We start from the raw sequence: 25,432 nt of genomic DNA on the forward strand, positions 1-25,432 counted from the left end.
CGACTGGGAACACCTTGACCGGGGGGATGCCGTGCGGCTGCTGCGACTGAGACTTCCCTCCTACCAGGGCCTGCGTCACTTCGAGCTGGACCTCACCGGCGCCCTCGATGGCGGCCATGCCATTGCCACCCTGATCGGCCCCAACGGCGGCGGCAAGTCCCGGGCCCTGCACGCGCTCGCCGAGATCTTCGGCGCCCTACACCGGCCAGGCCGCCGTGCGGCCTTCGCCTTCGAACTCGACTACGAGGTCCACGACAGGACGGTCCGGGTCGTTCAAACCTCCCCCGACACCTCACCCGAGCTAACCGTGGACACCTCCCTGGGCCGACCGATACGCGCGGCCCGCGAAGTGTGGGCGCAGCATCTGCCCGATCACGTCTTCGGCTACCAGGCGCACGCCCAGGCTCCCTGGAGCAGCGAGTTCGACCAGCACCGCCTCTTCGCCGCCCGCCTCGTCGGCCAATGGCGCCGACAGTGGATGACGGACTTCGACCAGTGGCGCGCACACCACGCCCCGAACGAAGGCGAGCTGTGGACAGAGCAGCTCACCCTGCCCATCAACTGCCCCCTGTACACGCCGGTGTTCCTGTGTACGCCCGCGCACCTGCCGCTGCTGCTCCTCGCGCAGACCACCCACTGGTCCGACTCGTTCGGCACCTATCTGCGCCGCCACTCCTACCTCCAGCGTGTGACCTCTGCGGTCCTGCGGATCCGCGCGCCACGCGCCGCACGCGCCCCGCACCTGGCCGCCCTCCCGTACTGGGGCCTGGGCGGGCCCGCCCGCACCCTGTTCGCGGCCGCCGCCGAATCGGGGCGGTTCGGTCTAATCCCCGATGCCGACCCGGTGGACGGAGCCGGCAGCCCCGCCGACGGGTTCCAGATCGTCCTGGGCACCGCAGAAGATGTTCGCGCCTTCCGTAACCTCTTCGACAGCGATCTGTCGATGTTCGGCCTGCTCGCCACCTTGCTGGATGCCGGCTACCTCACCGTCGACGTCCGCCTGGAAAAACCCGGCGCGCTCACCGTCGGCCTGAACGACCTGAGCTCGGGGGAGCAGCAACTCCTGACCATTTTGGGCCTGCTGAGGCTCCAGCGGGCACATGAGTCGCTGTTCCTGCTGGACGAACCCGACTCCCACTTCCACCCCGAGTGGAGTCGGCGCTGGTACTCCTCCGTACGCAGCGTGCTGGGACCGCATCAGCACTCGCAGTTCCTCACCGCCACCCACGAACCGCTCCTGGTGTCCAACATGACCCGCGAGCAGATCCGCGTCGTCACCACCGACGAGGAGGGCTGGGCCACCGCAGTGCTGCCCCGGGCCAACCCGCGGGGACAAGGCGCCGGCGGTCTGCTGACCACCGACCTGTTCGGCCTGCCCACCCAACTGGATGAACACACCCAGGAACTGATCGACCGCCAGTACGCGCTGCTCCCTGAGGCGGACGGCGACCCGGTCAAACAGGCTGCATTGCGCGACGTTACCGCCCAGCTCGACGCCATGGACTTTCCCACCTCCGACCGCGATCCGCTCGTGGCGGCCCTCCTCGCCGAGCTCCACCGCAGACGCCTCGCACTCCTCGAGGCCGCGCAGGGACCCAACCCGCCCTCGCCCGAACAACTGCAGACCCTGGTCGCCGAACTGTTCCACGAGCGTTTCTCGTCGGTGATCTGACGCCGATGAGACACGTCAACATGAAAGGGCTCACCGCCCCGCCGGCCTGGACGGCCAAGGCTAAAGGCACCCTGGACGCGGTCAGGGCCGCGATGGCCGCCAACTCCGAGCGCGTTTTCACCGCGCACTGGACCGAGGACGCCGTACGCGACCTGCTCCTCGAACTTGTCGGCGTCAAGTGCTGGTACTGCGAGACCCTCATCGTGCGCGCGGACGTCAACGTCGACCACTTCCGGCCGAAGTCCGAGGTCCTCGACGTGCCCGGCCACCCGGGCTACTGGTGGCTGGCCTACGACGTGTCGAACTACCGCATCGCCTGCAAGCACTGCAACAGCGGCGGAGCCCGGTACAACGGTGTCCCGGAAGGCCGCGCCAAGGGCAGCCAGTTCCCGCTCCTGGCCGGACCCCGCGCCCGCACATCACTCGACGACCTGGAACGCGAACAGCCGCTGCTCCTCGACCCGGCCCACCACGGCGACCCTGACCTACTCGGCTTCGACACCGCCGGCTACGCCCGACGTAGCAACACCCCCTACTCTTCGGCCGAAGCAGACAGCGGCCTGTGCCGCGCCGACGAAACCATACGGATCCTGGCACTCAACGACTCCCGGATCGTCCCGCTCCGCAGCCGCCTCATGCAGGAGGTCGGCGTACTCGCTCGCTTCGGGGACGCACCCGAAATTCAGGCGTTGATCGACGCGAAGGTAGAGCCCCAAGCTCAATGGAGCGCGGCAGCTGCCACCGCCCTGGCCCTGCAGCGCGCCTGCAATCGGCCCATCGCCGCGCCTGCCCAGCCCGCAACGACGCCCGTCGTTACACCGGTCCTCGATCCGAGGCGTTCGAGGGTCGACCTGCGAGACCTCCTGGAATATCTAGATCCGGACGACCTGAAGGCCGGGATCACGCTGACTGGCCGGTACAACAGGACGGTGTACCAGGCGACCCTGAAAAGCGACGGTGAACTCGATGTCTTGGGCCGTCTGTGGCGTACTCCGACCACCGCAGCCAGGGTTGCGACGGGCAGCCGCCAGATCGACGGTTGGGATTTCTGGCGGCTGACCATCGCCGGGGTGGAGCAGACCCTCGCCGAGTTCCGCGCCAAGCACTTCCCGCCTGCCACTCGACCCTGAAACGGCTGAGGTAGGGCCTCCGGTCCGGACGGAGTGAACCGTTCCGGGTTCGGTAGAGGCTCGATTTCGTGTAAGGATTCGAGTCATGGCACGTCCCTCGTCCTACCCGCCTGAGCTGCGCCGTCGTGCGGTGCGCATGGTCGCCGAGGTCCTTGGCGACTACCCGAACGAGTCGGCCGCACTGCGGGCCGTCGCGGAGAAACTCGGCATCGGCTCCGCCGAGACGTTGCGCAACTGGGTTCGGCGCGACCAGGTCGACTCCGGGCAGCGCCCCGGCACGACCACGGAGGAGTCCGCGCAGATCAAGGCGATGAAGAAGGAGATCGCCGAACTCAAGCGCGCCAACGACATCCTGAAGGCCGCGGCGGTGAACTCAACCGGTCAGCGCAACACCCGAGGTGGTGAAGGGTGTGGTGTATGGCGAGAATGGGTCGTCCGGGCATGTCGGACGCGCAGAAGCGGGAGTTGTGGGACCGCTGGAAGGCCGGCGAGTCGATCAGTGAGATCTCCCGTGCCCTCGGCAGGCCACCGGGGTCAATCTTCACGATCGTCAAGGCCAACGGCGGATACGTTCCACCTGTCCGACGCCGTCGGCCTGGCTCGCTGACCTTCGCCGAACGGGAGTCGATCTCCCGTGGTCTGGCCCGGGGCGACTCGATCCGCAAGATAGCCCGCACCCTGGAACGTGCCGTCTCGACCGTCAGCAGGGAGGTCGCCCGCAACAAGGGAGCCAAGCACTACCGGGCTGTGGATGCGGAGGACCGCGCCTGGGATCGCACCCGACGCCCCAAGCCATGCCTCCTTGCCACCAATGAGCCCCTGCGCGCACTGGTCGCCGAGAAACTGACCGAGGACTGGTCGTCCCAGCAGATAGCCGGCCACCTGGCCAAGACCCAGGCGGTCGGCACGGGCATACGGATCAGCCACGAGACGATCTACAAATCGTTGTTCATCCAGGCCCGGGGAGTGTTGGCCAAGGCCCTGCAGAAGCACCTCAGATCGGGACGACCGACCCGACGCAATATCCACAACACCGTTACTGGTCAATGGCGTTCACAGATCAAGGACACGATCCCCATCCACGAACGCCCCGCCGAGGCGGACGACCGCGCAGTGCCCGGACATTGGGAAGGAGATCTCATCATGGGCAGCGGCGTCACCCAGGTCGCGACCCTCGTCGAGCGCACCACCCGCTTCACCATGCTGGTCCAGCTCGACGCACGCGACACAGCCACCGTCACGGCCAGAGTCTCGACTCAGATGCTCCAACTTCCCGACCAGCTTAGGAAGTCACTGACCTGGGACCGCGGAATGGAGCTGGCCGCCCACAAGAGCGTCACCGCCGCGACCGGCATGGCCGTCTACTTCGCCGACCCCCAGAGCCCATGGCAGCGCGGCACCAATGAGAACACCAACCGCCTCCTGCGCCAGTACCTACCCAAGCGCACTGGACTGGGTCACCTCACCCAAGCCGACCTGGACACCATCGCCCGGCGGTTGAATACGCGCCCCCGGCAGACCCTCGACTTCGACACCCCAGCCGATAGGCTGGAGGCCCTGTTGCGCTGACCGATTGAGTCCACCGCGAGTTTCTTCGCGGCCGAGCTCGACCGGCCACATCTTCGCTCGTAGCGTTCGTCGACGAGCACCGGGACCGCTTCGGCGGCGTCGAGCCGATCTGCCGAGTGCTCACCGAGCACGGCTGCAGCATCGCCCCCTCCACCTACTACACCTTCAACAACCGCACCCCTCGGCCCGTTCGGTCCGCGACACGGAGCTGAAGGAACTGATCACCGCAGCCTACGAGGACAACTTCCGGGTCTACGGGGCCCGCAAGATCTGGCGCGAGCTGAACCGCCGCGGCCACGCGGTGGCCCGCTGCACCATCGAGCGGCTGATGCGCGACCTGGGCATCACCGGAGCCGTCCGCGGCAAGCGCGTGGTCACCACAGTCCCCGACCCGTCCGCCGAACGGGCCCCCGACCTGGTCGACCGCGACTTCGTCGCGTCGGCACCGAACCGGTGCTGGGTCGCGGACTTCACACACGTGGCAGCATTCGCCGGCGTCGTCTACGTCGCGTTCGTCGTGGACACCTTCTCCCGCCGCATCGTCGGCTGGTCCGCCGCGACCACGAAGCAGACCAGGATCGTCCTGGACGCCCTGGAGATGGCCTTGTGGCAGCGTGACCGCGACGGATACCCGCCCAGACGGGGAGAGTTGATACATCACAGCGACGCAGGCAGTCAGCACACGTCTTTCCGCCTGGCCGAGCACCTCGACGCCGCCGGCATCGCCGCCTCCATCGGATCCGTCGGCGACGCCCACGACAACGCCCTCGTGGAGAGCACGATCGGGCTGTTCAAGACCGAGCTGATCAAACCCCGGCGGCCCTGGCCGACCCTCTCGCAAGTCGAGCTCGCCACCGCCGAGTGGGTCGATTGGTACAACCACCGCCGACTCCACGGTGAGATAGGCCACGTCCCACCCACCGAATACGAGACCACCTACCACCTCACAACCGCAAAACCACAGGTCACAACCACAAGCTGAGGTCTCTATCCAACCCGGTGCGGTTCACTTTGCCGACTCGGAATGGGGCGGCACGTACGGTGGGTCATGACGGTCTCCGATCAAGGGACGAGTCCGCCGCCCCTGCACCGCTGTTCTTGGCCGGACACGGTGCAGGGCACGGCTGGTGATGACCACCACCCTCCCGGCTGAGAGCTGCCGAGTGCAGCTCACCAGCCCCGGATCTGGATGTAAGTTCGGTGCCATGGACGAGGACCGGACCGCCACCTGGGCTGAAGGCACGTCGGCCGATTTGGTCGCCGACGCGCATGCCCTCGGGGTGAGCTCGGTCAGCACCCGTATGGTGACCGCCTGGGTGGAGGAGGGGCTGCTCGCCAGCCCCGAGCCGCGCAAGACCACCGCGCACGGTAGCGACCCGCGCGTCTTCCCGCCCGAGCAGCGCGAGCTGTTCACCAAGCTGCTAGAGGCTCGGGAACGGTCCCCGCTGGGGCGCGTTCCCCAGCGCTCGATCGTCCGCGTTGTGCTGTACCTGTGGCTGATCGACGACAGCGTGGTGCTCACCCCGCAGGCGCGCCGTGCTTGGCGCACTCACGCTCGGGCCACTGGTAAGCAGACCGCCGCCAGGCGCAGCGAAACCGCCCGTGCGATCGTCGCGTCGCTCGCTCATCCGTCAGCGACCATCCCACAGCGGCGCGCAGCCCAGCTCGTAATCGAGGAGGGCGAGCGGACGGGCCGGATCGACCTGCCGCGGCTGACATCCGTTCTGACCGAGCTGTGCTCGCCGTGGCCGGCCCAGCCGGGCGCACCGCGAATCGAGCGTGCCATCCCGGGACCGTTCGGACCGGTCACGGTCCAGCACCACATCGCCATGTGGTACGCCAGGCACCAGGCGGTCCGGCAGCTCCGCAACGAGGAAGTCAACGAGGCTGCCTTGATCGGGTGCGCGCCATCCACCGCCCCGAATGGGCCGACTACCAAGCCCGTCGGTCGGCTCTGGCTGCCCAGGCCGGAGCGTTCCCCACGGCTTTCGCCGAGCCCGAGACTCTGGAGGGCCGCGCGATCGAGGCGGTCGACGCCTTCGTAGGCACGCTGGCCGGCGAGCTCGGGCTCATCGAGGCCGCGTTCAACACCGCCGAGACGCTCCGCAACAGGGCGCGTTGGCCGTGATACCAGGACGCCAGCCGCACAGAGAGTCGCTCACTCCTGGTTGACTTCAGAAGGCTCCTCCGTGGCCTCGGAGTCGTCCTCATCCGAGCGTCGCGCTGCGGCCTGGCCGGTGACGAACACGGTGACAATGGCAGCAATGTCTAGCGCTGCCACGACTGCCGCCAGTCCGCCTTCGCCCAGATATGCCAGGTAGGCGGCCAGTGCTCCCAGGAGGAGTACTGCGGCGAGACCACAACCCTGACCGATCCTCGCAAGCCGGAACGGCTGCGTGACGATGCGCTCTTCCATGTCATGTCGATGACGCTGCTCGCGCTCCGCCATGCTGAGGATTCGGTTGGCGGCGCCGGGATGCACCTGCTCGTAGCTCTGGAGCTCCCTTGCATCAGGTAACGGGCCGGAACGGCTCACCGTGACTTGGCGGATCTCATGAAGCTCAGTCTTCATCCCCTGGAGGATCGCCTCGATGATCAAGGCATGTTCCTCTGTGGGTTTAGCCCCGTCACGTTTCAAGCTCACTGGCATTTGCTGCGCTGGAGGCTTGTCTACTTCGCGGCTTTGCTCCGGTCGGTCTCTTCCAAGGCCATCGCCGTGCGAAGGTCCCTGGCCACTGCCTGCCAATCCGACCCCCGGTAAACCCGGGCAGGACTCGGCTGGGCCCTGCGCATGGCTCGATAGGTCCCAAGCCCCGCAACGTCGATAGTCGAGCTGAGGCCCACGACCGTAGGCGAGAGAGCCCGTTTGCGCGGCGATCTCATCGTCGTCTCCTTGTTGGTGGTGCGGCCCACCACCGTAACCTCTGCGGTGTTTGACCGGAATAAGTCCGGTATTCCCGTCCTCTGATCGTATAGCCCTGATACGAGGGCAGCCTGTCGGTCAGGACTCCTCGCCCTATCCACCGTTGCCGTGCCGGAACCGGGACCGAGTCCTCTTGGAGCTTGGCGATCTTACGGATCGACTCAGCCGCAACGTCCTCGGCGAGCACGGTTGGCGACCGCTCAAGATCCTCGGGCCTGGTGCTCGGCTCAGCGCAAGTGGGGGCCCGGCTGGTCTTGCTGCACCTGCTGCGGGCGCAGTTGAAGCGGCTGTCGCTGCTCGGCTGGGCGCTGGGCCGAAGCCTGGACTTGCCGCTGATCGGCGGGCTCGACACGACGGTTCGACGCGCGCCGGGCGGTCCGCGTTGGCTGGCCACTCCCCTGCTGGAGCTGGTCGCGGTGGGCTTGGCGCTCGGCCTGGCGGCCGGCGCGGCGGCGTTCGGCGAGGGTCGGCTGGTGGTGTTCCTCGGTCTGCCGCTGCTCGGGCCGGGCGGCCTCGGCCGTCAGTTGGCCGCGCTCGGCGAGCACCGCGCCGACGGTCTCGGCGACGTGCTGCTGGGCCAGGGCTGCGTCGTCCAGGCGGGGGCGGCCGGTGAGCCAGGTGGCGCCAGTGCGGGCGGCGACGGTGCGCAGGATCTCGGTCTGGTCGGCGTCGGGCAGGGTGCGGTAGACGTCGGCGGCGAGTCGGCGCAGGGCCTGCTGGTCGCTGTCCGCGGTGGCGGGCGCCGGGGTGTTCGGGGTGGTGGCGATGCGGCGGGCGGTGATGGCGGCTTCGGTGGCCGTCCAGTAGGTGTGGTGGCCGGTGCGGCCTTCCTCGATGTAGGGGCCGGCGGGCTGGGCGGCGGTGTCGTCGGTGACGCGGTACTGGTCGCGGTAGGCGGCGACGAAGGCGAGCTGCTGCTGCCAGCGGGCGCGCTGGGTGGGGTCGGTGGGGGCTTCGCCGAGGGTGCGGCTCCACTCCGGGCGCATCTCCGCGGTGCGGTCGCCAAGGGCCGAGACGCGACCCGCGATCAGGGCGGTGCTCTCGGTGAGGTAGTCGTGGTGGCGCTCGTTGGCCGCGGTGGAGTGCGGCACGCCGCTGATCCAGGCGGGGAGGTCGGCGCGGCCGGAGGCGGCGCGGGTGTGGGCGAGGGCTTGCTGCTGGGCGTGCTGGAGGAGTTCGGGCAGCGCGGTGCGGCCGGTCGCCCCGGTGAGGGCGGTCTCGGCGGGGGTGCCGGTGTTCTCGATGGTCTTGAGGGTCCAGGCGAGGGTGCGCCACAGCTCCGCCTCGGCGCCATCGCCCTGCTGGGCGGCGGCGGCCGGGGCGTCGGCGGCGAGGTGGCGGCCGATGCGCCAGGCCAGGACCTGGCTGAGGCTGTCGGTGCCGGTAAGCGGGTACTGCTCGGCGACCTGCCGCAGCAGGGTGGCGGGTTCGTGGCCGGCGGTCTCGGCGCGGCGAAGGGCGGCGGTGAGGGCGGGCCAGGTGCTCTCGCCCAGCGCGCGGGTGGCGTGCTGGGCGCCGAGGACGTCGGCGGTGAGGGCCTGGTGGCGGAGGGTTTCGGGGGTCTGCTGGTGGTGTTCGGGGATGCCGTCGGTGGCCAGGGTGGTGCGGGCGGCGCGGGTCAGGGCGGTGACCGGGTCGCTCGCGCCGGTGGTCTGGGTGGCGGCGGTAGTGAGCAGGGTGGTGGTGTCGCGGCCGGTGCACTCGGCGGCGGCCAGGGCACCGGCGAGGTGGGGCCACTGCGGGTGGGCGGTGACCGTGTCGGTGGTGGTGTTGAGCGCGGTGGCGGCGGTGGCGTAGCGGGTCAGGGTGTCGGCGGGAACGTGCGGGTGCGCGTCGGGGGCCTGGGCGGCGGCGGGCGCGATGTGCAGGGCGACCGGCTGTTCGGTGGCGGTCTCGGGGTCGAGGCGGTGGGCGGGCAGGCCGGTGAGCTGCGCGACGAGGGTGGCGTAGCGGGTGGTGTCGGCGGTGGTGGGGGCGTTGAGGTGGGCGGGGGCGGGGCGGTCGTCGGTGATGGTGTTCAGGCGCCAGGCGAGGGCCTGGGCCGGGGAGTCGGCGGGGTTGAGGTCGCCGCGCCAGGTGGCGGCGGCGAGCAGTCGCTCGGGCTGCCAGCCGACCGTTTCGGCGGCGCGCAGGGCGCGGGTGACGGCGGTCATCGCGTCGTCGGTGGTGATCTGCTCGGCGAGGGCGGGGCCGAACAGGCGGTGGATCAGCTGGTGGTAGTAGGGGGTGGTCAGGGTTTCGACGGCGTGCTGGTGGCGGGGCGCGAGGGTGGCCAGGGAGGCGGCGTCCTCCTGGGCGCCGCGGATGGTCTCGGTGGCGGAGAGCTGGGCGCCTTCGCGGGCAAGGACGCGCTCCAGCACCTCGCGGGCGGCGAAGGAGTCGGGGTCGTTCTTGGGCTTGTCGAGCTGCTCGTCGGTGTCGAACGGCAGCAGCTCGTGGGTGGCGGTGTAGAGGGTGGTGGTGTGGCGGGCGCGGGTGAGCTGGACGTACAGCTCCTCGCGGGTGGTGTCGTCGGTGACCAGGGGGTGGGCGGTGTCGACGGTGCCGCCCTGGGAGCGGGTGATGGTGGAGGCGTAGAGCAGCTGGACGTGGGCGGCGACGTACTCGGCGGGCAGGGTGAGGCGTCCGCGGTGCTCCAGGTGGCGGACCTTGAGCGAGCCGTCGTCGTAGCGCTTGAGGACCTGCCAGGCGTCGCCGTTCTTGACGAAGTCCGCGCCCCGGTTGGTGGTGATCTTGCGGTTGTTGTCGCGGGTGACGATCCAGTCGCCGCGGCCCGCGCGGTTGCCGTCGCGCAGCAGCACGCCGTCGGTCTCGACCTGGCCGGCGGCCACACGCTCGTCGCGGGCCCGGGCGGACAGGGCGGTGACGTCGGTGCCGGTGCGGGCGCTGATCAGGGTGGTGCGGCCGGCGAGCATGTCGGCCTTCCAGCCCTCGTACGCGGCCTCGACCATGGCGGTGCGCGAGCCGCCGACCACCCGCTGGTTGGCGAAGTAGAAGTCCAGACCGGAGCTGTTGCCGGTGCGGATCTTGAGGGTGGCGGCGGCCTCGTCCTTGTTGCTGAACCGGTGGAGCGTGGTGAGTTCGACTGCGCCGGCTTCGGCGGCGATCAGCCGCAGCGCGCCGCCCGCCTCGACGGAGCCGAGCTGGCGGTAGTCGCCGAGCAGGCGCACGCTCGCGCCGCGCTCGGCGGCGATGCGGGTGAGGCGGTCCAGGTTGAAGGTGCCGGCCATACCGGCCTCGTCCACCAGGACCACGTCGCCCGGGTTCAGCACGAAGCCGGCCCGGTTCGACGGCACGTTCTGGCCGCTGCCGAGCTGGGCGGCGTAGGTGCCGCCGGTGTGCTCCCAGAGGAACTTGTGGAGGTTCTCGGCGGGCTGCTTGAGGTCCTTGGCGAGGACGGCCGCGGAGGCCGCGGAGGTGGCGAGCGGGACGACGCGCTGGCCGGCCTGGTTGGCGACCTGGACGTACGCCTGCATCGCGGTGGTCTTGCCCGAGCTGGCCGGGCCGAGGCCGAGGGAGACCAGCCGGGTGTCGGTGGCGAACGCGGTGACGAGGACGCGCTGGCCCTCGTCCAGGGCGCGGTGGCGGGCCTCGAAGCCGTCGATCGCGGCGCCGACGAAGGCCGGGTTCAGGCCCTCGTTGACGGGGGTGAGGGCGGCGGCGACCAGGCGGCGCTCGGCGTCCAGGATGGCGGTGCTGGTGTAGCGGTCGGAGGCGTGCTGGACGAACACGGAGTCGCCGTTGGCGCGGCGCAGTTCCTCGGGCTCGTCAAGCAGGGCGGGGGCGTCGACACGGACGCTGTGGGCCGGTGAGACGGCCTCGGTGACGATCGCCTCGACCAGTTGCCGGTGCTCGGTGGTGCTGGTGGTGGAGTGCTCCGAGCGGGCCAGGCGCTCGGCGTGAGCGCGCAGGTTCCACACCGTCCACACCGCGCGCTCCTCACCGACGGCGGTGATCACGGCGGCGGCCAGGGTGGGGATCTCGACCGGCTTCGGCTCCTCCTGCCGGGCAGTGGCCGGGATGCTTTCGGGCGCGGGGACGGCCGCCATCACGCGCTGGACGACGTCCTGGCCGTGAGCGGTGGTGACGGTGCTGGTCCAGTCGGCGCGCATCTCCTCCAGGGAGCGGGCGGCCTTCTTGCCCTCGCGGGTGTCGAGGTTGGCCTGGCGGGCGAGCTGGTGGGTCATGCCGCGGGAGGGGTCGTGCCCGTGGTCGCGCCGGTACTCCCGAAGCAGCTGCTCGTAGCGGGCCTCGATCTCGGTCCGGCGGGAGGAGAAGTGGGTGATCGCCTCCAGCGGGACGCCGACGATCTCGCGCACCGGCTGGCGCTTGGCCACCGCGTCCTCGCGAGCCTCGAAGGTCACACCGAGCCGGGCGGTCAGCTCGGTCTCGAACCGCGAGTTGTAGAACTCGGAGGTCGCCACGGTCATCGCCAGCAGGCCCCGGGCGTCCAGCGAACGCCACTTCCCGTCGACGCCCTGGATCTTGTTGGCGACGACGACGTGGGTGTGCAGGTTGGGGTCGCCGGCCCGGCTGTCGTAGTGGTCGAACGCCACGGCGACCAGGCCCTTGGTGTCGATCTGGGCCTGACCAGTGCTGCCGGTGCGGGTGTGCGCGGCATGCTCCTCCAACAGCTCCAGCGCGGCGTCGCGGGCGGCCTCGTGGGCCTCGCGGACAGCGGCGCGGACCCCCGGGCGCTCGTCCAGCGCCCACAGCACCGCAGCCGACTTCACCGGGGCGAAGACCAGGTCGAAGCCCGCGACGGCGGCGCGCTGACGGCGAGACTCCTCCTGCTGGACCTTCTTGACCTCGGCGCTGGTGGGGGTGCGCCGGGTCTCCTTCCGGATGACGGCCAGGCGCCGCTGAACACGCTTGGCGAACGGATCGAGAGGCTCGTACTCGGGGTACTTGCGGCCGAGGGTGGCGGCCTTGATCGCGGCGGCCTGGACCGCCTTGAGCTGGTCCCCGTCCATGTCGGCACGCACGCCTGCGGCCAGGTGCTCGGCGATGATCCGTTCGGCGTCCGGGTGCTGCCCCAGGCCGAACAGGTGCTTCATCTGCTGCTCGGTGACGCTGGTCCCGTCGAGTCCAAGCAGGGGCGCGCCGCGGCCGAGCCAGACGCCGGCCGGGTTGCCCTTCTGGGTGTAGTACTCCTCGGCGGACTGACCCCGCTGACGCTGTACATCGCCGCCCGCGACCTGGCGCGTCAGGTAGGTGTAGCCGTTGCCGGCGGTGAGCTTGTGGATGGTCATCAACGCGACCACCCCCAGCTTTCCGAAACCCGGGCGAGGGTAGGCGCGGCAGCTATTCGAGCCGCCGTTCCACCTGCCTCACCAATTGCCATACGGGTACTTTAGCCCCGCACAGCGGACCATGCTCAGAATATCTGCAAGAGGTGTCTGGATGGCTTACGAGCGAAGCAGAAGGTGATGCCAGGCGGTCTCGACTCATTGCTCCTGAACTGCAGAGTTGATGAATCGAGACCGCGAGGTGACGATTTTCCCGTCATTTATCTATCAATATTTATCGTCGCTTCTTAGGGCTTCTCAGCCGCCAAAACAAGGGGTTTCCGAGCTGGGCTTTTGTAGTTAGAGTCACGATCAGAAAGGGCCACTCGCTCCTTCTGATCCGATTTGCCTCCGGCCACTGCGGAGCAACGGATCCGATCCCCATCGACTCCCTGGGATGCCGCCCCTGTGACGAACCGTGAACCTCGTACTGCTCACGCCGACGCGCCGCTCGCGCAACTGCTCCGCTCGCGCCCCGGATATGTGCCGCCGACGGTCGGCGAGCGGGTGGTTGTCGTCGCAGACCTGCTGGCACCCAGCCGCCATCCGCGCGCCGTGATGAACCTGCTCCGGTTCGTTGGCGACTGGCAGCCGGACCGTGTAGTTGTCATGAGCGCCCGCCAACACGGTTCGACTCACAAGGGCTCCGAATGCGCCACGAGCACCCTCGGTCGCCTGCGCGCTATCTACTCAGGAGACATCGTCATCCAAGCCGGGGTTGGGGCTGGCAGAGACGCCCTGACTGTCGGCTCGTGTTCGTGCTGGCACCCGGTCATCTCTGATCTAGGTCTTGCGGTCACCGCCGGAATCCAACCGGTCGCACCGGGGTGGCTGAGCCTCAGCGCGACCGGCCCCGGTGCCAGCCGCTATCCGGGCGCGCTCGCCATCCTGCTCGCTCGCGGGTTCGGACACTCCATCATCTGCAGCGGAACCAGCGGCCTCGCACTGATCGGAGAGATCCCGACCGACGACCCGACGGCCGACACTCTCTGGGGCTTCGAGATCGGAACGCTTCGCCGCACTGCACCGTCGACAGCCTCGTCATTCCGTCCGGCAATGGGCTTCGGAGTGGTCGACTCAACGACCGGCATCGCCGAGCCCACCGCCGTCGCAATCTCGCGCAGTGGGGCATTCACGTTCGACGGGGTCACCTACGCCGCATAGCGGCTTTCCCGCACAGCGGCGAGCGGGGCACGGCAGCATGCGACGTACGCTCGCAGGCCGTCGGTACCAGCTCAACAGTTCCCTGTGGCGGCGTCTGACTACATGGCTGCATCTAGATACACCTGCACCGGCTCGAACAGACCGTACGGAACGAACTCGGGGATCTGCTCGCGGGTGATCCACGCCAGCGCACCCAGCTCCTCGGTGTCGACCACCGTGGCCGTGCCGCTCACCACCTCGCAGGCGGTGTACGACATCTGCCGACCGGTCTTCGGGTGAACGCGCTCGCCGAGCGGGTGGACGGCCTTGACCATCAGGCCGACCTCCTCGGCGGTCTCGCGGACAGCAGCTGCTTCCGGCGATTCGCCGACCTCGACCTCACCGGCCGGGAACTGCCACGACAGCTCACCCTCCTTGACCCGCCGCTGGACCATCAGGACGCGGCCGTCCTGGACCACGATGGCAGCGGCGATACCCGGCTTGGTGCTGGTCGGCTCAGTCATTCTGGGACTCCTCCAGGGCAGCCAGGATGGGCGGGAAGATCGTATCGACGGGGATGAACCGGGGCACCGCGTTTCGCGGAACCCACATCACGTCGGCGTTCTCGATCTTGTCCTGGTTCTGAGCCTCGCCCACCAGGTACTCGGCGAGGAAGTACTCGCACCACACACCGGTGGACGGGTGGAGCCGGCCGCCGAGGTCTTGGCGCACGGCGCAGTGGACGCCGGTCTCGGCCAGCGTCTCGCGGACGGCAGCTGAGGCTGGACTGCCACCCGGCTTGATCACCCCGGCTGGGAACTGCCAGCGGATGCCGGCGGACTCGTCGTCCCGGCGGCAGACGAGCAGCACGTCCGTACCGCGGACCACCACCGCGACGGCCACCCGCAAGGCTTGGGCGGCCTGGCTGCCGGTGGACTCGGTGAGCAGCAGCGCAAACCGCTTCTGCGCGGCGGGCGCCGCTGCTTCCAGTGCTTGGTCGAGGAGCTGGTGCATCTCGGTGCGCGGGACGAGTTCCGGGCTCTTGTGCCAGCTGGCCACCGTGCGGACCGCGATGCCGAGCCGGGCGGCGAACGCCTCGTTGGTGTCGCGCAGCGCCTCCTGGAGCCAGCAGGCGGATCTGCCTGTCCAGCTGACCACCACGTCCACCTGCTGCCCCTCCCCGAGCTTCGAGCTGACTGGTTGGCTACGCCTTGCTCTTGGCTTCGAGCACCGGGCGCAGCAGCCGCAGCGGGGTAATCCAGTCGTACTGGTCACGGCCACCGCCGGCCTTCGGCTTGTGCGGCACGTAGTCGCCGAACAGCACGCCCATGGCCTTCAGCCGCTCGACGTTGGCCGCGTAGGCCGGGTGGGCGGCCTGGGCAGAGTTGACGTACGGCTGGGCGACCACGGGGATACCCAGGCCATACGACTCGGTGAGTATGCCGAGCAGCAGGGTGTCCGCGTGGCCGTCGGCCCACTTGTTGATCGTGTTGAAGGTGGCGGGCGCGACGGCGATGGCGTCGGCCGGCGGCAGTGAGGCCGGTACGTCAGGCGTGCGCCAGGCCGAGCGGATCGGGTAGCCGGTCTGCTGCTCGATGGCGGCCTGGTCGATGAACCCCATGGCGTTCGGGGTGGCCACCACGCCGACTCGCCACCCTTCCTCTTGAGCCGCGGTGATCAGCTGGCTCACGTCGTCGGCGATGCCGGAGGCGCAGACGGCGACGTACAGAAAGGGCTGGTTGCTCAAGGTCGGACTCCCAACTCGCGGCTGAACTGACGTAGCTCCGGCAAGGCACCGCGACGGTCGCGTGCCGTCATGTCGGCCACCAGCTCCCGGATGTCCGGGCGACGCCTGATGTCCTCAGCAGCGTGCCGTTCGGCGATGCGCAAGGCGCGGTAGCCCTCGGACAGTTTGCCCTGCTGGTTGAACGCCCTGGCAAGGTCCACCCACAAGGCGGCTTGTCGTTCCGGGGCTGGGATGCGACGGCGCAGTAGTGGCCTGGCCGCCTCGACGGCGGCACCGGCGTCGCCCAAGGCCACCGCGGCCGACACCCGATGCAGCGCCACGTTGGTTGGACTGAAGTTCGCCCAGGCGTCCGGGTGATCGCGGTCGACGTACCGGGCCACTTCGTCTGCCTGGTCCAGCAGCTCCGTGGTGGTGGAGCGGTCGCCGCCGGTGCTTGCAGCGGTCACCCCACGCAGCAGCATCAGGCCGAACGCGGCGAGGTCTCCGGGTTCGCGCTGGTCGTAGTGGCTGCCGAGCTGGTCGGCGGTGTGCTGGACCATCGTGACGGCCGGTGCGGTGTGGCGTTCGCGGGCCATCAGGTGGGTCTGGACCCGGACACTGGAGGCCAGGACTATCGGGTTGCCGCTGCGCTCGGCCTCGCTCATCGCCCGCCCCACCGCGAGCCAGGCGTTGCCGGTGTCGCCGAGCTTGATCAACATGCTGACGGTGGTCTGGTAGGCGGTGGCGGCCATGCTGGCCAGCATCAGGCTGTCGGGCGCGTCGTGCTGAGCACGGCGAAGGGCGGTGAGCAGTGCGGGCAGCAGGGCTTCGAGTTCGGTGTAGCGGCAGCCGTAGAGCAGCCGGCGAGCCTTCGACAGCTCCTGACGAAGAGTGGCCTCGGCGAGCAGCTGCCGGTCGGCGAGGCCACTCGCCGTGGGCAGGAGGGCTTGGACCAGCTCCAGGCTGGCGGTGTGAGGGCGGGCAGCTGGGACCGCGAGAGCTACCACGCTGGCTGCCAGGAAGCCTCGACGCTGCATGTCGTCGGTCCTGAGATCCGTGCTGCTGGGGGAGGCGGTCAGGCCCAGGCTTTCCAAGGGAATATCGAGTTCCGCCGCGACGGCTCGCAAGATCCGTACGTCGTCGGTGCCGGCGCCCTTCTCCAGCCGACTCAGCTTCGACTGGTGGTAGCCCAGCTTGGAAGCCACATCGTGTTGCGACCGGGCAGCGATCACCCGGGCGCGACGGATCACCGATCCGATCTGGCGTGCGTCGATGGCCGCGGGGACCGCCTCCGACATGACTCCTCCTGCCACCCTCAGCCTGCCTGGCGAAGGCCGCGCCGGCCGATCTGGATCAAGATGCTATGCACGATCTGCATAGCTCATGCAGAACATGCGACAAGGCGGACCAGCCTGCTACCTCGTGGAGTTGACTTGGCCTCAGCCACGCCAGCCCTGAGAGGAGCAGCTCATGCCACCGAACCGTCGCCCGCCGCCCGCCGGTCGGCTTGCTGCACCGCGAGTGCACCGTCGCCGCACTGTGACGGCATGGTGCGAAGTGGGTGGCAGTTCCAGACTTAGGGCCGAAGCAAGACCCGCACCTGCACGGACAGTTGCAAGGCCAGTACTGGCTGAAGTCTAGGTCAGCACCGGTCTTCATAGTGAGTGATCAGCAGGAACGCTGTTCGACTCCTCTGCGGGTCTGCCCGGCGTACCGAAAACCGCTTCACTCTCGCAGGTAATCTCGGTGCCAGACGTGTTTGATGCACCGTCAAATCGCCACTCTGGCAAGGGAAAGGGAACAAATGACCGAGGAGACCCAGGGCCAGGTCGAGCGCACGCTTGTCCTGCTCAAGCCCGACGCGGTGGCCCGTGGTCTGTCCGGCCGGGTTCTGCAGCGGTTCGAGGACGCCGCGCTCAAGATCGTCGGCACGAAGATGAAGTGGATGGACGCCGAGTTCACCCGCAGGCACTACGCGGACCTGGAGGAGCGTCTCGGCTCCGAGGTCTACAACCTGACCGCGACGTTCATGCAGCAGGGCCCGGTGATCGCCCTGGTGCTGGAGGGCTACGACGCCATCGCCACGGTGCGCAAGATCGTTGGCAGCACCTACCCGGACCAGGCGCCGGCGGGCACCATCCGCGGCGACTTCTCGCACATGAGCCGGGGCGCCAGCGTGGCCGTCGGCAAGGCGGTCGCCAACCTGATCCACGCCTCCGGCAACCGCGAGGAGGCCGCTCAGGAAGTCGACCTCTGGTTCGCCAAGGACGAGCTGTTCGACTACAAGACGCTGGCCGAGACGTACATCTACTGATTCGGCGGCCTCCTGGGCGTCACCCCGGTGACGTCAGCCAAGTTCACCACCACGAGAACGACTGGCACGACACGAGGAGAAGAGCCGATGACGAGCACGACCCGTCTGGCCTCGCCGGCCGAGCTGGAGGCCGCCTTCCAGCAAGAGCTGGCGACGGACCGCTGGGCCGCCGCCGAGACGGCGTACGCCCTGGCGCTGCGCCTGCGCGACGCCGGTGAGTGGGACACCTCTCGCGAGTGGGTGAAGCAGTGCCTCCAGCTGCTGGAGGGCTTCCCCACCGAGACGGAGGACCAGGTGGCCACCAAGCGCACCGCCGTCGGCGGCGTGCCGCTGCCGAACTACCTGCACGCGGGCGTCGTCCGTGAGCGGTTCGGCGAGCTGGCCTGACGTAGGAACGGCCGGTGGTGCGGTCAGAGGAGCAGTAGCCAGCCGCACCACCGGCGACCAACCGAATACAAGATCATCTGTACCGGCCAGGGGTACCTCGGCGCCGGTGCGGCCCCATCCGCCACGCCCAAATCAGGAGAGGACGACCGCGATGGCCGTCGAGATCGAGATGCGCGCCCGGTTCGACAAGGACACCCACGACGCCCTGGTGGAGCGCCTGGTCCGTGACGGCGAGGACCTGGGCCAGGATAACAAGCTGATCCACTTCTTCGTCCTGCCGGACCAACTGCTCAAGGTCACCGACAACCAGTCCGCCGGCACTGCCAAGATCACGCTCAAGGACAGCCGGATCGGCCAGGGCGCCGCCTTCGGCGAGACCGAGTTCGCCATCGCCAAGGAGGACGTCGCCAAGGCCGTCCAGCTCTTCGGCGCGCTCGGCTTCGAGGACACCCGGCACGAGGCGTTCAACTTCCGCCGCAACTTCCGCTTCGCCGGCGTGGAGATCGCCGTCAAGTGGAGCGAGGCGTGGAGCTACCACGCCGAGTTCGAGGTGCTGCTGCCCGACGACGCCACGGACACCGCCCGCGATGAAGCCGCCGCCCAGATCCTCGACGCCGCCGCCGAACTGGGCATCGCCGTCATGACCGAGCAGGAGTTGGCCGAGTTCACCGCCGAGTTCGAGGCCAAGGAGGCCGCGCGCAAGGCTGCTGCCCGGAACGCCGAGATCCGGTAGGGCCTCCAACCCTCAAGACCACCGAGGGGGTGGGCCGCACCATGAGCACAACCCGCACGGACAGCCTGGTCGAGTTGGCTGCCCGCAAGGAACTGCCGCTCCACCAGTTCACCGACGCCGCCACCGTCGAATGGATCAAGGCCAACCGACCGGACTTCCCGCCGGCCTGGCCGCCGCCGCTGCGCCCCACCACGCAGACCCTCATCGAGCAGGCCGCCGTCCCCACCCGGTGGCTCGCCGAACCCCAGCTCGCCGACTCCATCCACGGCCACCGGCACGGCCTGCGCACGGCGGTCCTCGCCGCGCTGCTGGCCGACTGGTACGGCTTGAACGAGTCCGACACGGCCACCGCGGTCATCGCGGCGGCCGTCCACGACTCCCAGCGCCACCACGACAAGGACGACCAAGGCCACGGCAACCGCGCCGCGATCTGGCTGGCCGCCAACGCCGAGCTGGTCTGGACGCACTTCCGCCGCACGCCCCGCCCGAGCGAGGTCATCCGGGCCGCCACCGCCGTCCGGCTGCACGAGCTGCCGTACGAGACGTTCACGGCCGACGACCGTGCCGACCACGCTCGGGCCGAGCAGATCTGCGACCTGGTGAAGGTCGCCGACGCCCTCGACCGCTACCGGCTGCCGAAGCGCTCCTGGTGGCCCAACGCCAAGTTCGTCCGTGAGCCGGCCTTCGACCAGCTGCTGCCGCTGGCCTACGACCTGGTGGTCACCTCCGAAGAGGCCTTCCTCTCCAGCGCGTCCAGCGTGGCCGCCGTCCGCTACGCCCTCGCCGAGAAGGGGTTGGTGTAGCCGTGGACTTCCTCGACGCCTACGAGAGCTGGGCCGACGCGCACGCCTTCTTCGGCGCCAGCCTGGTGCCCACGATGCCCAACGCCGACGACCCGCTCGGCGTGCAGAAGGCCGCCTGGGTCGACCGGCTGTCCCTCGGCACGCCCAACGGCCAGCTGCTCCGCCGCAACGCGCTGTTCGACTCGCTGGCCAGCGGCGGCAAGCTCCACCTGCTGCACGTCACCCACGCCCTGGAGAAGATCAACCAGGACGGCGTGCTCTACCCCTCCGGCGGCTGCCTGGTCGGCAGCATCTACTGCGCGCCGCTCACCGCGACGGGCAGCGGCTTCCGCCCGCACAACCTCGGCTCCTACGTGCTCACCCGCGAAGCACCGGCCTTCCTGGCGAAGATCGGGCGAGCAGATCACCAGCCCACCCCGCTGATCTTCGAGCTGGACCTGCCGTCGCAGGCGTACCAGGGGCTGGCCGGCGTCGACTACCTCCGCCTCGGCGCGATTCACCTGGCCATCTACACCCAGCTCGAATACCTGCTGTCGAAGGCCGAGCGGCACCAGCTGCGCGAGACGGTGGTCAGCCGGGTGAAGAACTCGACCGCCTTCCTGGCGCTGGCCGCCGCCATCGCCTACCAGGGCGCCATCGTCGCGCCCACGGACTTCCTGCGGCAGCTCGACGCCACGATCCCGCGGCTGCCGATCCTCGGCTACCTGTTCTTTGAGGCGCTGTCCGAGTACGTCATGCTGCACTCGACCAGTTCACGTACGCGCCGACTCGCCGAGCTGGGGGAGCTGAACAACTGGCTCTACAAGGAGCTGCTGTTCGCCGTGCCGGGGATGATCGGCCGATTCGACCTCGCCAAGTTCCACGTGCCCGACCTCGCCGCCACCTTGGCCAAGGTCGACCGCACGCTCGACCCAGGCGCCGCTGCCGTGTTCCTCACCGACCGCATCAGCCACTTGGTCGCCGCGCGCCTGTTCACCCCGGGGCAGGCGCCGGACCGCTGGCGCCACACCAAGTGGGAGTTCGACAGCCTGGCCGCCCAGCTCGGTCCGCTGCTCGGCCACCTGATCCACCGCGAGCTACGGACGTTCGGCCGGTCGCCGGACTTCTACTTCTACTTCGACCAGGTGAAGGCGCTCCAGGCCTGGAACTACTGGAACCACCTCGACATCCCGGTGCCCTTCAACGGCACCATCCCCAAGGGCGAGATCGGCATCAACCCGGCCTACCCGGATCTCCAGTACCGGGTCTGGCGCGCCGACGCCGACGAGGCCGGCAACCTCCACCCGACCGAGCAGCTGGACCTCACCCTCACCCCGCGCCTGGTCGACCTCCGCTCCACTCTGATGCGCAACAACCAGTGGGCCACGGCCCCCGCGGTCGCCTGACCACTCGGCACCGCCCAGCTGGCCAACGCCAGCCCCTCCACCTCTCACCACGCCTACGAGGAGACGCCTGCCATGCCCACGGACATTTCTGGCAATCCGCCCATCGACCTACTCGGCAAGCAGATCACCGAGCTGCTGGCCCACCCGAACATCGGCCACGGCCTCGCTCGCACGCTGCGCGCCGCCGCCAAGGAGATCGAGGTCGGCCGATACCACCGAGCCACCCAGCGCGCCTTTCCCAACGGCCCCGACGAGCAGCCGACCAAGGTCCAGATCGGCGGCGGCAACCACCAGCTCGACGGCTTCTTCAACATCGACCTGGTGCCGCCGGCCGACTTCCTCTGGGACGTGCGCGAGGGCATCCCACTGGAGACCGGCACCGTCGAGCTGCTGTTCACCGAACACTTCCTGGAGCACATCGACTACCCGCGCTCCGCCAAGGGCTTCGCCCGCGAGGCCTTCCGCGTGCTCAGCCCCGGCGGACAGATCATCACCGGCGTGCCCGACGCCGCCCACGTGCTCAGCCGCTACCCGGCGGCACCCGTCGAAGCCGAAGAGATGATCGGACGCTGGTACGCCAAGCGCACCTGCCGCGAGGACATCAACACCTACCTCGACCTGATCAACTACGTCTTCCGTGACCAGGACGACGACCCGAGCTACACCCCGCACCTCTGGGCCTACGACGCCGAGAAGCTGAGCCAGCTGTTCACCGAAGCCGGGTTCACCACCGTCGAGCCCTGGACCTTCGACGCCACCCTGGCCAACCCGAAGCGCGAGTGGGCCAGCGTCTACGTCATCGCCACCAAGTAGGAGTTCGGCCCAACCAGAGCGGTGGCCCAGCTCCAACCGGGTCACCGCCTCGCCGGGAGGCGTCCGCAATGTCGCAAGTCCCCACCGCGCACAACCACCTGCTGCTGGCCGACACCCCCAACGCGGCCAGCTGGGCAAGGCGTCACACCCGTGACGTGCTGGGCCGCTGGCAGATGCCTCCCGACCTGATCGACACCGCGCTGCTGATCGTCTCGGAGCTGATCGGCAACGCCGTCCAGCACCCGGGCGACGCCAAGCAGCCCGAGTGGCTGACCTCCGCCGAGCTGGCCAAGGTGAAGGTGATCGGCCTCGACCTCCAGCTGCGCGGCCAGGCCGTGCTGGTGCAGGTCGCCGACCACGACAAGCGACCGCCCGTGCCGCAGAACGTCGACACCGACGCCGAGGGCGGACGAGGCCTGTTCCTGGTCGAGCACATGAGCAGCCAGTGGGGCTACTACCACCCGCCGACCGGCGGCAAGATCGTCTGGGCCGAAGTGCGCCCGAGCAGCCCGCGGAAGCCGCAGCCGGCGACCGCAGAGCCGCCGCCATCCAACCGCGCAGCCCGTTCCCGGCCGTTCAAGCCCATGACCAACGAACAACTCCCCGTTAGCGACCCGAACTTGATGGGTCGAGTGTTGGTGGGGCTCCGCAGGATCTGATGGGCAGTCGGCGTCGGCCCTGTACGAGTCCTGGGTCTACGAGGCCATCCACAGTCAGCAACCTTCACTCGACTCGCCCCGGCTCACTGCCATGATCCGCCCATTCGCCCGCCCGACCCTGATGAGGACTACCCGAAACTCTGCACTCCGCGGTCCTGGAGGGACCGGAACCGCTCCGGTCCCTCCAACGGCAAGAGCGCAGAGGCACGAGCTCAGCGCTCTCAGCCGGACGTGTCGACCCTCTCAGCTCGGGAGGAAGGCAGTCCGCCGTCCTCATACGGAATCAATCCACTCCGAGTAACCGCATCCCTGAGGAGTGCTGCCAGATCCTCCGGAACCTCGACCCGGGCTTGGAGGGCAGGTCCGGGCTTGACTATCAGCCTGATTCCGCTGTCCAGGAGAAGCTGCCGACGCCCTGCGGTGTCCCGGGCCTGCCAAGCCGTCGCGTACGTTTCGTCGGAGTCCTCCAGAATCCACTGCGCCGGCCGCTGCGGCAGGGCTTCGAGCTCCTCTCGCCGGTGGAGCAGCGCCCGCATGCGTTCCTTCCACTCGTCCTCGTCCTCGCGACCGACGATCAGGCCTTCGTCCTTCTCCTCGCGAAGGCCCTTGATCGCCCGCTTGACCACAGCCAGATCCTCCGAGTGGTCCTCCCCCGGGATGTACCGGCGCACTGGAACGTACTTGTCGCCGACCTTCGCGATGAAGGTCTCCTCGATCAGGTCCTCCAGCTGCTGGGAGGGCTGAGACGTTCCGCAGTTCGCCCTCCCCTTCGCGCTCCCGCTCGGGCAGTGGTAGTAGCTGTAGACCTTGCCGCTCGACTTCTTCGGAGCGTTCTTCTGATAGAGCGGTCCGTTGCACGCGTCGCAGAATGCGACACCGAGCAATGCGGACGTGGAGAAGGTCCGCGTCTTCTTCGTGGATCTGGCCGCGAGCGCGGGCTCCAGTCTGGCCCACAGCTCTCGGTCGAAGACCGGGTCGGCGATCCTGATCGGCAGCCCGTCGGCGCCGCGGGTCTCCTTGCCACGGTGGAGTTTGTACCCGCGCAGCGACGGGGTCCTGAGCAGGTCGGCGACGACGCTGGTGGCCCACTCGATCCCGTCGACACTCTTCCCCTTCGAGGTCTCGGTCTTCCCCTGGGCCCTCAGATGGCGCACCAGGTTCGTCGGCTCGTTGCGGCGATTCAGCTCCCCGGCGATTTCACGGAACGACCAGCCAGCGATGTACCACTCGGCCATCTCGCGCGCCACCCCCGCCGTGTGCGGCTCCAGGCTCAGGGTCTTTCCGCCTTCCGGGTGATCCACCACCTCATAGCCGTACGGTGCATACCCGCCTGGCCAGCGCACCGTCTTCCGCAGGAATCGGTGCGCACCGAGGACTCGGTCCCTCGTCCGCTTGAGTTCCATCTCCGCGAAGAGCGAGGCGAGCATCAGGAAGACCTTGCTCATCATTGCCGACATCGAGTCCTTGCCCTCGTCCCGGAAGTTCAGGACGATGCCGTCGTCCGAGAAGACGAGGATCTTGCGGTTGGCCTCCGCCCAGTGCGCCACGTCCGCGCAGTCCTTCGCCGAGCGGAAGACGCGGTCCACCTTCGAGAAGATCATCGCGTCCCACAGGCTTGCCTTCTCCCCCAGCCACGGGCCGAGGTCGGGGCGGTCGAACGGACGGACCTCGGCCGACACGTCCAGGTCCTGGAAGTAGCCGACGACTTCCCAGCCCGACCGGTCGGCGTAGCGTTGGCCGGCTTCCTTCTGCACCAAGTGCGAGACCTTCTCGGCCCCTTTGACCACGCTGACGCGTGCACCGACAACGGCTCTGAGCATGTCCGAATCCTCGCAGGTCAGACCCGGTTTCGCGTGTTGGGAAACTTCTGTCTCCCGCGACCGGGACCTTTTCCAGCTGGTGGACGACACGCGTGGTGTCCAGGTGATCTACCCGGTCAAGGGCGTCGGCAACGCCGAGGTCGTCAACGAGGTCTTCCTGCGCGAGAAGTACGGCGTCACCGGAGCCGAGTACGCCGACATGGCCGCCCTGCGCGGCGACCCGAGCGACGGCCTCCCGGGGGTGAAGGGCATCGGCGAGAAAACCGCCACCCAGCTCATCCGCGAGTACGGCGACCTCGCCGGCATCCGCGCAGCCGCAGCCGACCCGCTCTCCAAGCTCACCCCGGCCCGCCGCAAGAACATCCTCGAAGGCGCCGCCTACCTCGACGTCGCCCCCACCGTCGTCCGCGTCGCCACCGACATCCCCCTCCCGGCCTTCGACCCCACCCTCCCCCGCGAGCCCCTCGACCCGATGACCCTCGAAGCCCTGTCGGAGCGCTGGGGCCTCGGCACCTCCCTCACCCGCCTGCTGGAGACCCTCGCAGTCACCCGCTGAGAACGGAGGCGGTGACTGTCAATCCCCTGGTTTCGGTTACGTAGAGGCTTTCTTTGAGAGGCCAGGTCCTCCTGGTGGTGGCTGGCGCGCGCCTCGCTGATGATCCGTTCGAACTCCACCGGCGGCAGCCCGCCGGCCACGCTGTGGCTACGGCGTGGGTCTATGACCGCCGCCAGGTACAACTTTCCTTCCCCTATGCTGACTTCGGTCATATCGCCGACCCAGATCACGTTCGGCGAGACCGCGTCGAAGTGCCCGACCAGGTCGCGGGCGGCCCTGAGCTTGCCCTGCCGGGTCAGCGAGCGGCTCCGACGCGGCAGCTTGCGGCCCTGGGCCCGAGCTCGGCTATGATCTCGGCGACCGTGTTCACCGAGACGTTCCAGCCCTCGGCCCACAGGTAGAGCGTGATCCTCTGCGAGCCGTAGGTTCGCCCGACCGGCGGAAGAATTATGTGATCCGGTCCGCCGGCCGCGACCGCCTGGCCTCACGGTTCGTCGGCGCGGACAGACGA

General features: G+C 68.9%; 21 protein-coding genes and 1 pseudogene. 15 read left to right on the top strand and 7 right to left on the bottom strand.

Going from position 1 to position 25,432, the window contains the following annotated elements:
- The first annotated feature begins 31 nt into the window (after positions 1–31).
- From CFP65_RS06040 to CFP65_RS06065, 6 genes are all read left to right on the top strand, one after another.
- Complete coding sequence (locus CFP65_RS06040; RefSeq protein WP_158702053.1) at positions 32–1,672, top strand: AAA family ATPase; 1,641 nt, start codon at positions 32–34, stop codon at positions 1,670–1,672.
- A gap of 20 nt (positions 1,673–1,692) precedes the next feature.
- A complete protein-coding gene (locus tag CFP65_RS06045; RefSeq protein ID WP_254552249.1) occupies positions 1,693–2,802 on the top strand; it encodes an HNH endonuclease in 1,110 nt (369 codons plus the stop codon).
- Between the two features lie 136 nt (positions 2,803–2,938).
- A complete protein-coding gene (locus CFP65_RS42425; RefSeq protein ID WP_371682520.1) occupies positions 2,939–3,409 on the top strand; it encodes a transposase in 471 nt (156 codons plus the stop codon).
- The gene (locus CFP65_RS06055; protein WP_371682521.1) at positions 3,349–4,371 is read left to right on the top strand and encodes an IS30 family transposase; all 1,023 of its coding nucleotides are present in this window, start codon (positions 3,349–3,351) and stop codon (positions 4,369–4,371) included. Before CFP65_RS42425 ends, CFP65_RS06055 begins: the two co-directional genes overlap by 61 nt.
- A 4-nt stretch (positions 4,372–4,375) precedes the next feature.
- Positions 4,376–5,353 carry an IS3 family transposase gene (locus CFP65_RS06060; protein ID WP_158702054.1) on the top strand — a complete coding sequence of 326 codons (978 nt, stop codon included), beginning with the start codon at positions 4,376–4,378 and terminating at the stop codon, positions 5,351–5,353.
- 223 nt (positions 5,354–5,576) lie between these two features.
- Complete coding sequence (locus CFP65_RS06065; protein WP_104815103.1) at positions 5,577–6,416, top strand: hypothetical protein; 840 nt, start codon at positions 5,577–5,579, stop codon at positions 6,414–6,416.
- A gap of 113 nt (positions 6,417–6,529) precedes the next feature.
- Here the strand turns inward: CFP65_RS06065 and CFP65_RS06070 are convergent, their stop codons facing one another.
- Together CFP65_RS06070 and mobF are read right to left on the bottom strand one after the other, a co-directional pair.
- The gene (locus tag CFP65_RS06070) at positions 6,530–6,970 is read right to left on the bottom strand and encodes a DUF2335 domain-containing protein (RefSeq protein WP_158702055.1); all 441 of its coding nucleotides are present in this window, start codon (positions 6,968–6,970) and stop codon (positions 6,530–6,532) included.
- Between the two features lie 551 nt (positions 6,971–7,521).
- Positions 7,522–12,546, bottom strand: a complete 5,025-nt coding sequence (gene mobF, locus CFP65_RS42010) for a MobF family relaxase (protein WP_104815105.1) — start codon at positions 12,544–12,546, stop codon at positions 7,522–7,524.
- 444 nt (positions 12,547–12,990) lie between these two features.
- Here mobF and CFP65_RS06080 point away from each other — a divergent pair, with 444 nt between their 5' ends.
- Positions 12,991–13,746: a hypothetical protein gene (locus CFP65_RS06080; RefSeq protein ID WP_158702056.1), complete on the top strand. Its 756-nt coding sequence runs from the start codon at positions 12,991–12,993 to the stop codon at positions 13,744–13,746.
- Positions 13,747–13,844: 98 nt separating this feature from the next.
- Here CFP65_RS06080 and CFP65_RS06085 read toward each other — a convergent pair whose 3' ends face one another.
- Genes CFP65_RS06085 through CFP65_RS06100 form a run of 4 tightly spaced genes read right to left on the bottom strand, consistent with a single transcriptional unit; the run spans position 13,845 to position 16,749 of the window.
- Positions 13,845–14,249: an NUDIX hydrolase gene (locus tag CFP65_RS06085; protein WP_104815107.1), complete on the bottom strand. Its 405-nt coding sequence runs from the start codon at positions 14,247–14,249 to the stop codon at positions 13,845–13,847.
- Complete coding sequence (locus CFP65_RS06090) at positions 14,242–14,892, bottom strand: NUDIX hydrolase (RefSeq protein WP_104815108.1); 651 nt, start codon at positions 14,890–14,892, stop codon at positions 14,242–14,244. The genes CFP65_RS06085 and CFP65_RS06090 overlap by 8 nt, the downstream gene beginning before the upstream one ends.
- Before the next feature lie 37 nt (positions 14,893–14,929).
- On the bottom strand, positions 14,930–15,472 hold the full coding sequence (locus tag CFP65_RS06095; protein WP_104815109.1) for a flavoprotein: 543 nt from the start codon (positions 15,470–15,472) through the stop codon (positions 14,930–14,932).
- Complete coding sequence (locus tag CFP65_RS06100; protein ID WP_104815110.1) at positions 15,469–16,749, bottom strand: helix-turn-helix domain-containing protein; 1,281 nt, start codon at positions 16,747–16,749, stop codon at positions 15,469–15,471. The genes CFP65_RS06095 and CFP65_RS06100 overlap by 4 nt, the downstream gene beginning before the upstream one ends.
- 506 nt (positions 16,750–17,255) lie before the next feature.
- Here CFP65_RS06100 and CFP65_RS06105 point away from each other — a divergent pair.
- From CFP65_RS06105 to CFP65_RS06135, 7 genes are all read left to right on the top strand, one after another.
- A complete protein-coding gene (locus tag CFP65_RS06105) occupies positions 17,256–17,765 on the top strand; it encodes a nucleoside-diphosphate kinase (RefSeq protein ID WP_104815111.1) in 510 nt (169 codons plus the stop codon).
- Positions 17,766–17,852: 87 nt separating this feature from the next.
- On the top strand, positions 17,853–18,152 hold the full coding sequence (locus CFP65_RS06110) for a hypothetical protein (RefSeq protein WP_104815112.1): 300 nt from the start codon (positions 17,853–17,855) through the stop codon (positions 18,150–18,152).
- Positions 18,153–18,303: 151 nt separating this feature from the next.
- Positions 18,304–18,885 (top strand): hypothetical protein, encoded by a 582-nt coding sequence (locus CFP65_RS06115; RefSeq protein WP_104815113.1) that lies wholly within the window; start codon positions 18,304–18,306, stop codon positions 18,883–18,885.
- Between the two features lie 41 nt (positions 18,886–18,926).
- Positions 18,927–19,688, top strand: coding sequence for a hypothetical protein (locus tag CFP65_RS06120; protein ID WP_104820688.1), 762 nt, complete (start codon positions 18,927–18,929; stop codon positions 19,686–19,688).
- A gap of 2 nt (positions 19,689–19,690) precedes the next feature.
- On the top strand, positions 19,691–21,073 hold the full coding sequence (locus CFP65_RS06125) for a hypothetical protein (protein ID WP_104815114.1): 1,383 nt from the start codon (positions 19,691–19,693) through the stop codon (positions 21,071–21,073).
- 72 nt (positions 21,074–21,145) lie between these two features.
- The gene (locus CFP65_RS06130) at positions 21,146–21,886 is read left to right on the top strand and encodes a methyltransferase domain-containing protein (protein WP_104815115.1); all 741 of its coding nucleotides are present in this window, start codon (positions 21,146–21,148) and stop codon (positions 21,884–21,886) included.
- Between the two features lie 68 nt (positions 21,887–21,954).
- Complete coding sequence (locus tag CFP65_RS06135; RefSeq protein WP_104815116.1) at positions 21,955–22,545, top strand: ATP-binding protein; 591 nt, start codon at positions 21,955–21,957, stop codon at positions 22,543–22,545.
- A 221-nt stretch (positions 22,546–22,766) separates the two neighbouring features.
- Here the strand turns inward: CFP65_RS06135 and CFP65_RS06140 are convergent, their stop codons facing one another.
- On the bottom strand, positions 22,767–24,365 hold the full coding sequence (locus tag CFP65_RS06140) for a recombinase family protein (protein ID WP_104815117.1): 1,599 nt from the start codon (positions 24,363–24,365) through the stop codon (positions 22,767–22,769).
- A gap of 49 nt (positions 24,366–24,414) precedes the next feature.
- On the opposite strand from CFP65_RS06140, the pseudogene CFP65_RS06145 reads away from it, so the two are divergent.
- Positions 24,415–24,921 (top strand): annotated as a pseudogene (locus CFP65_RS06145) (5'-3' exonuclease H3TH domain-containing protein); the annotation flags it as partial.
- Between the last annotated feature and the right edge of the window lie 511 nt (positions 24,922–25,432).

Source organism: Kitasatospora sp. MMS16-BH015, assembly GCF_002943525.1.
Taxonomy (GTDB): Bacteria; Actinomycetota; Actinomycetes; order Streptomycetales; family Streptomycetaceae; genus Kitasatospora.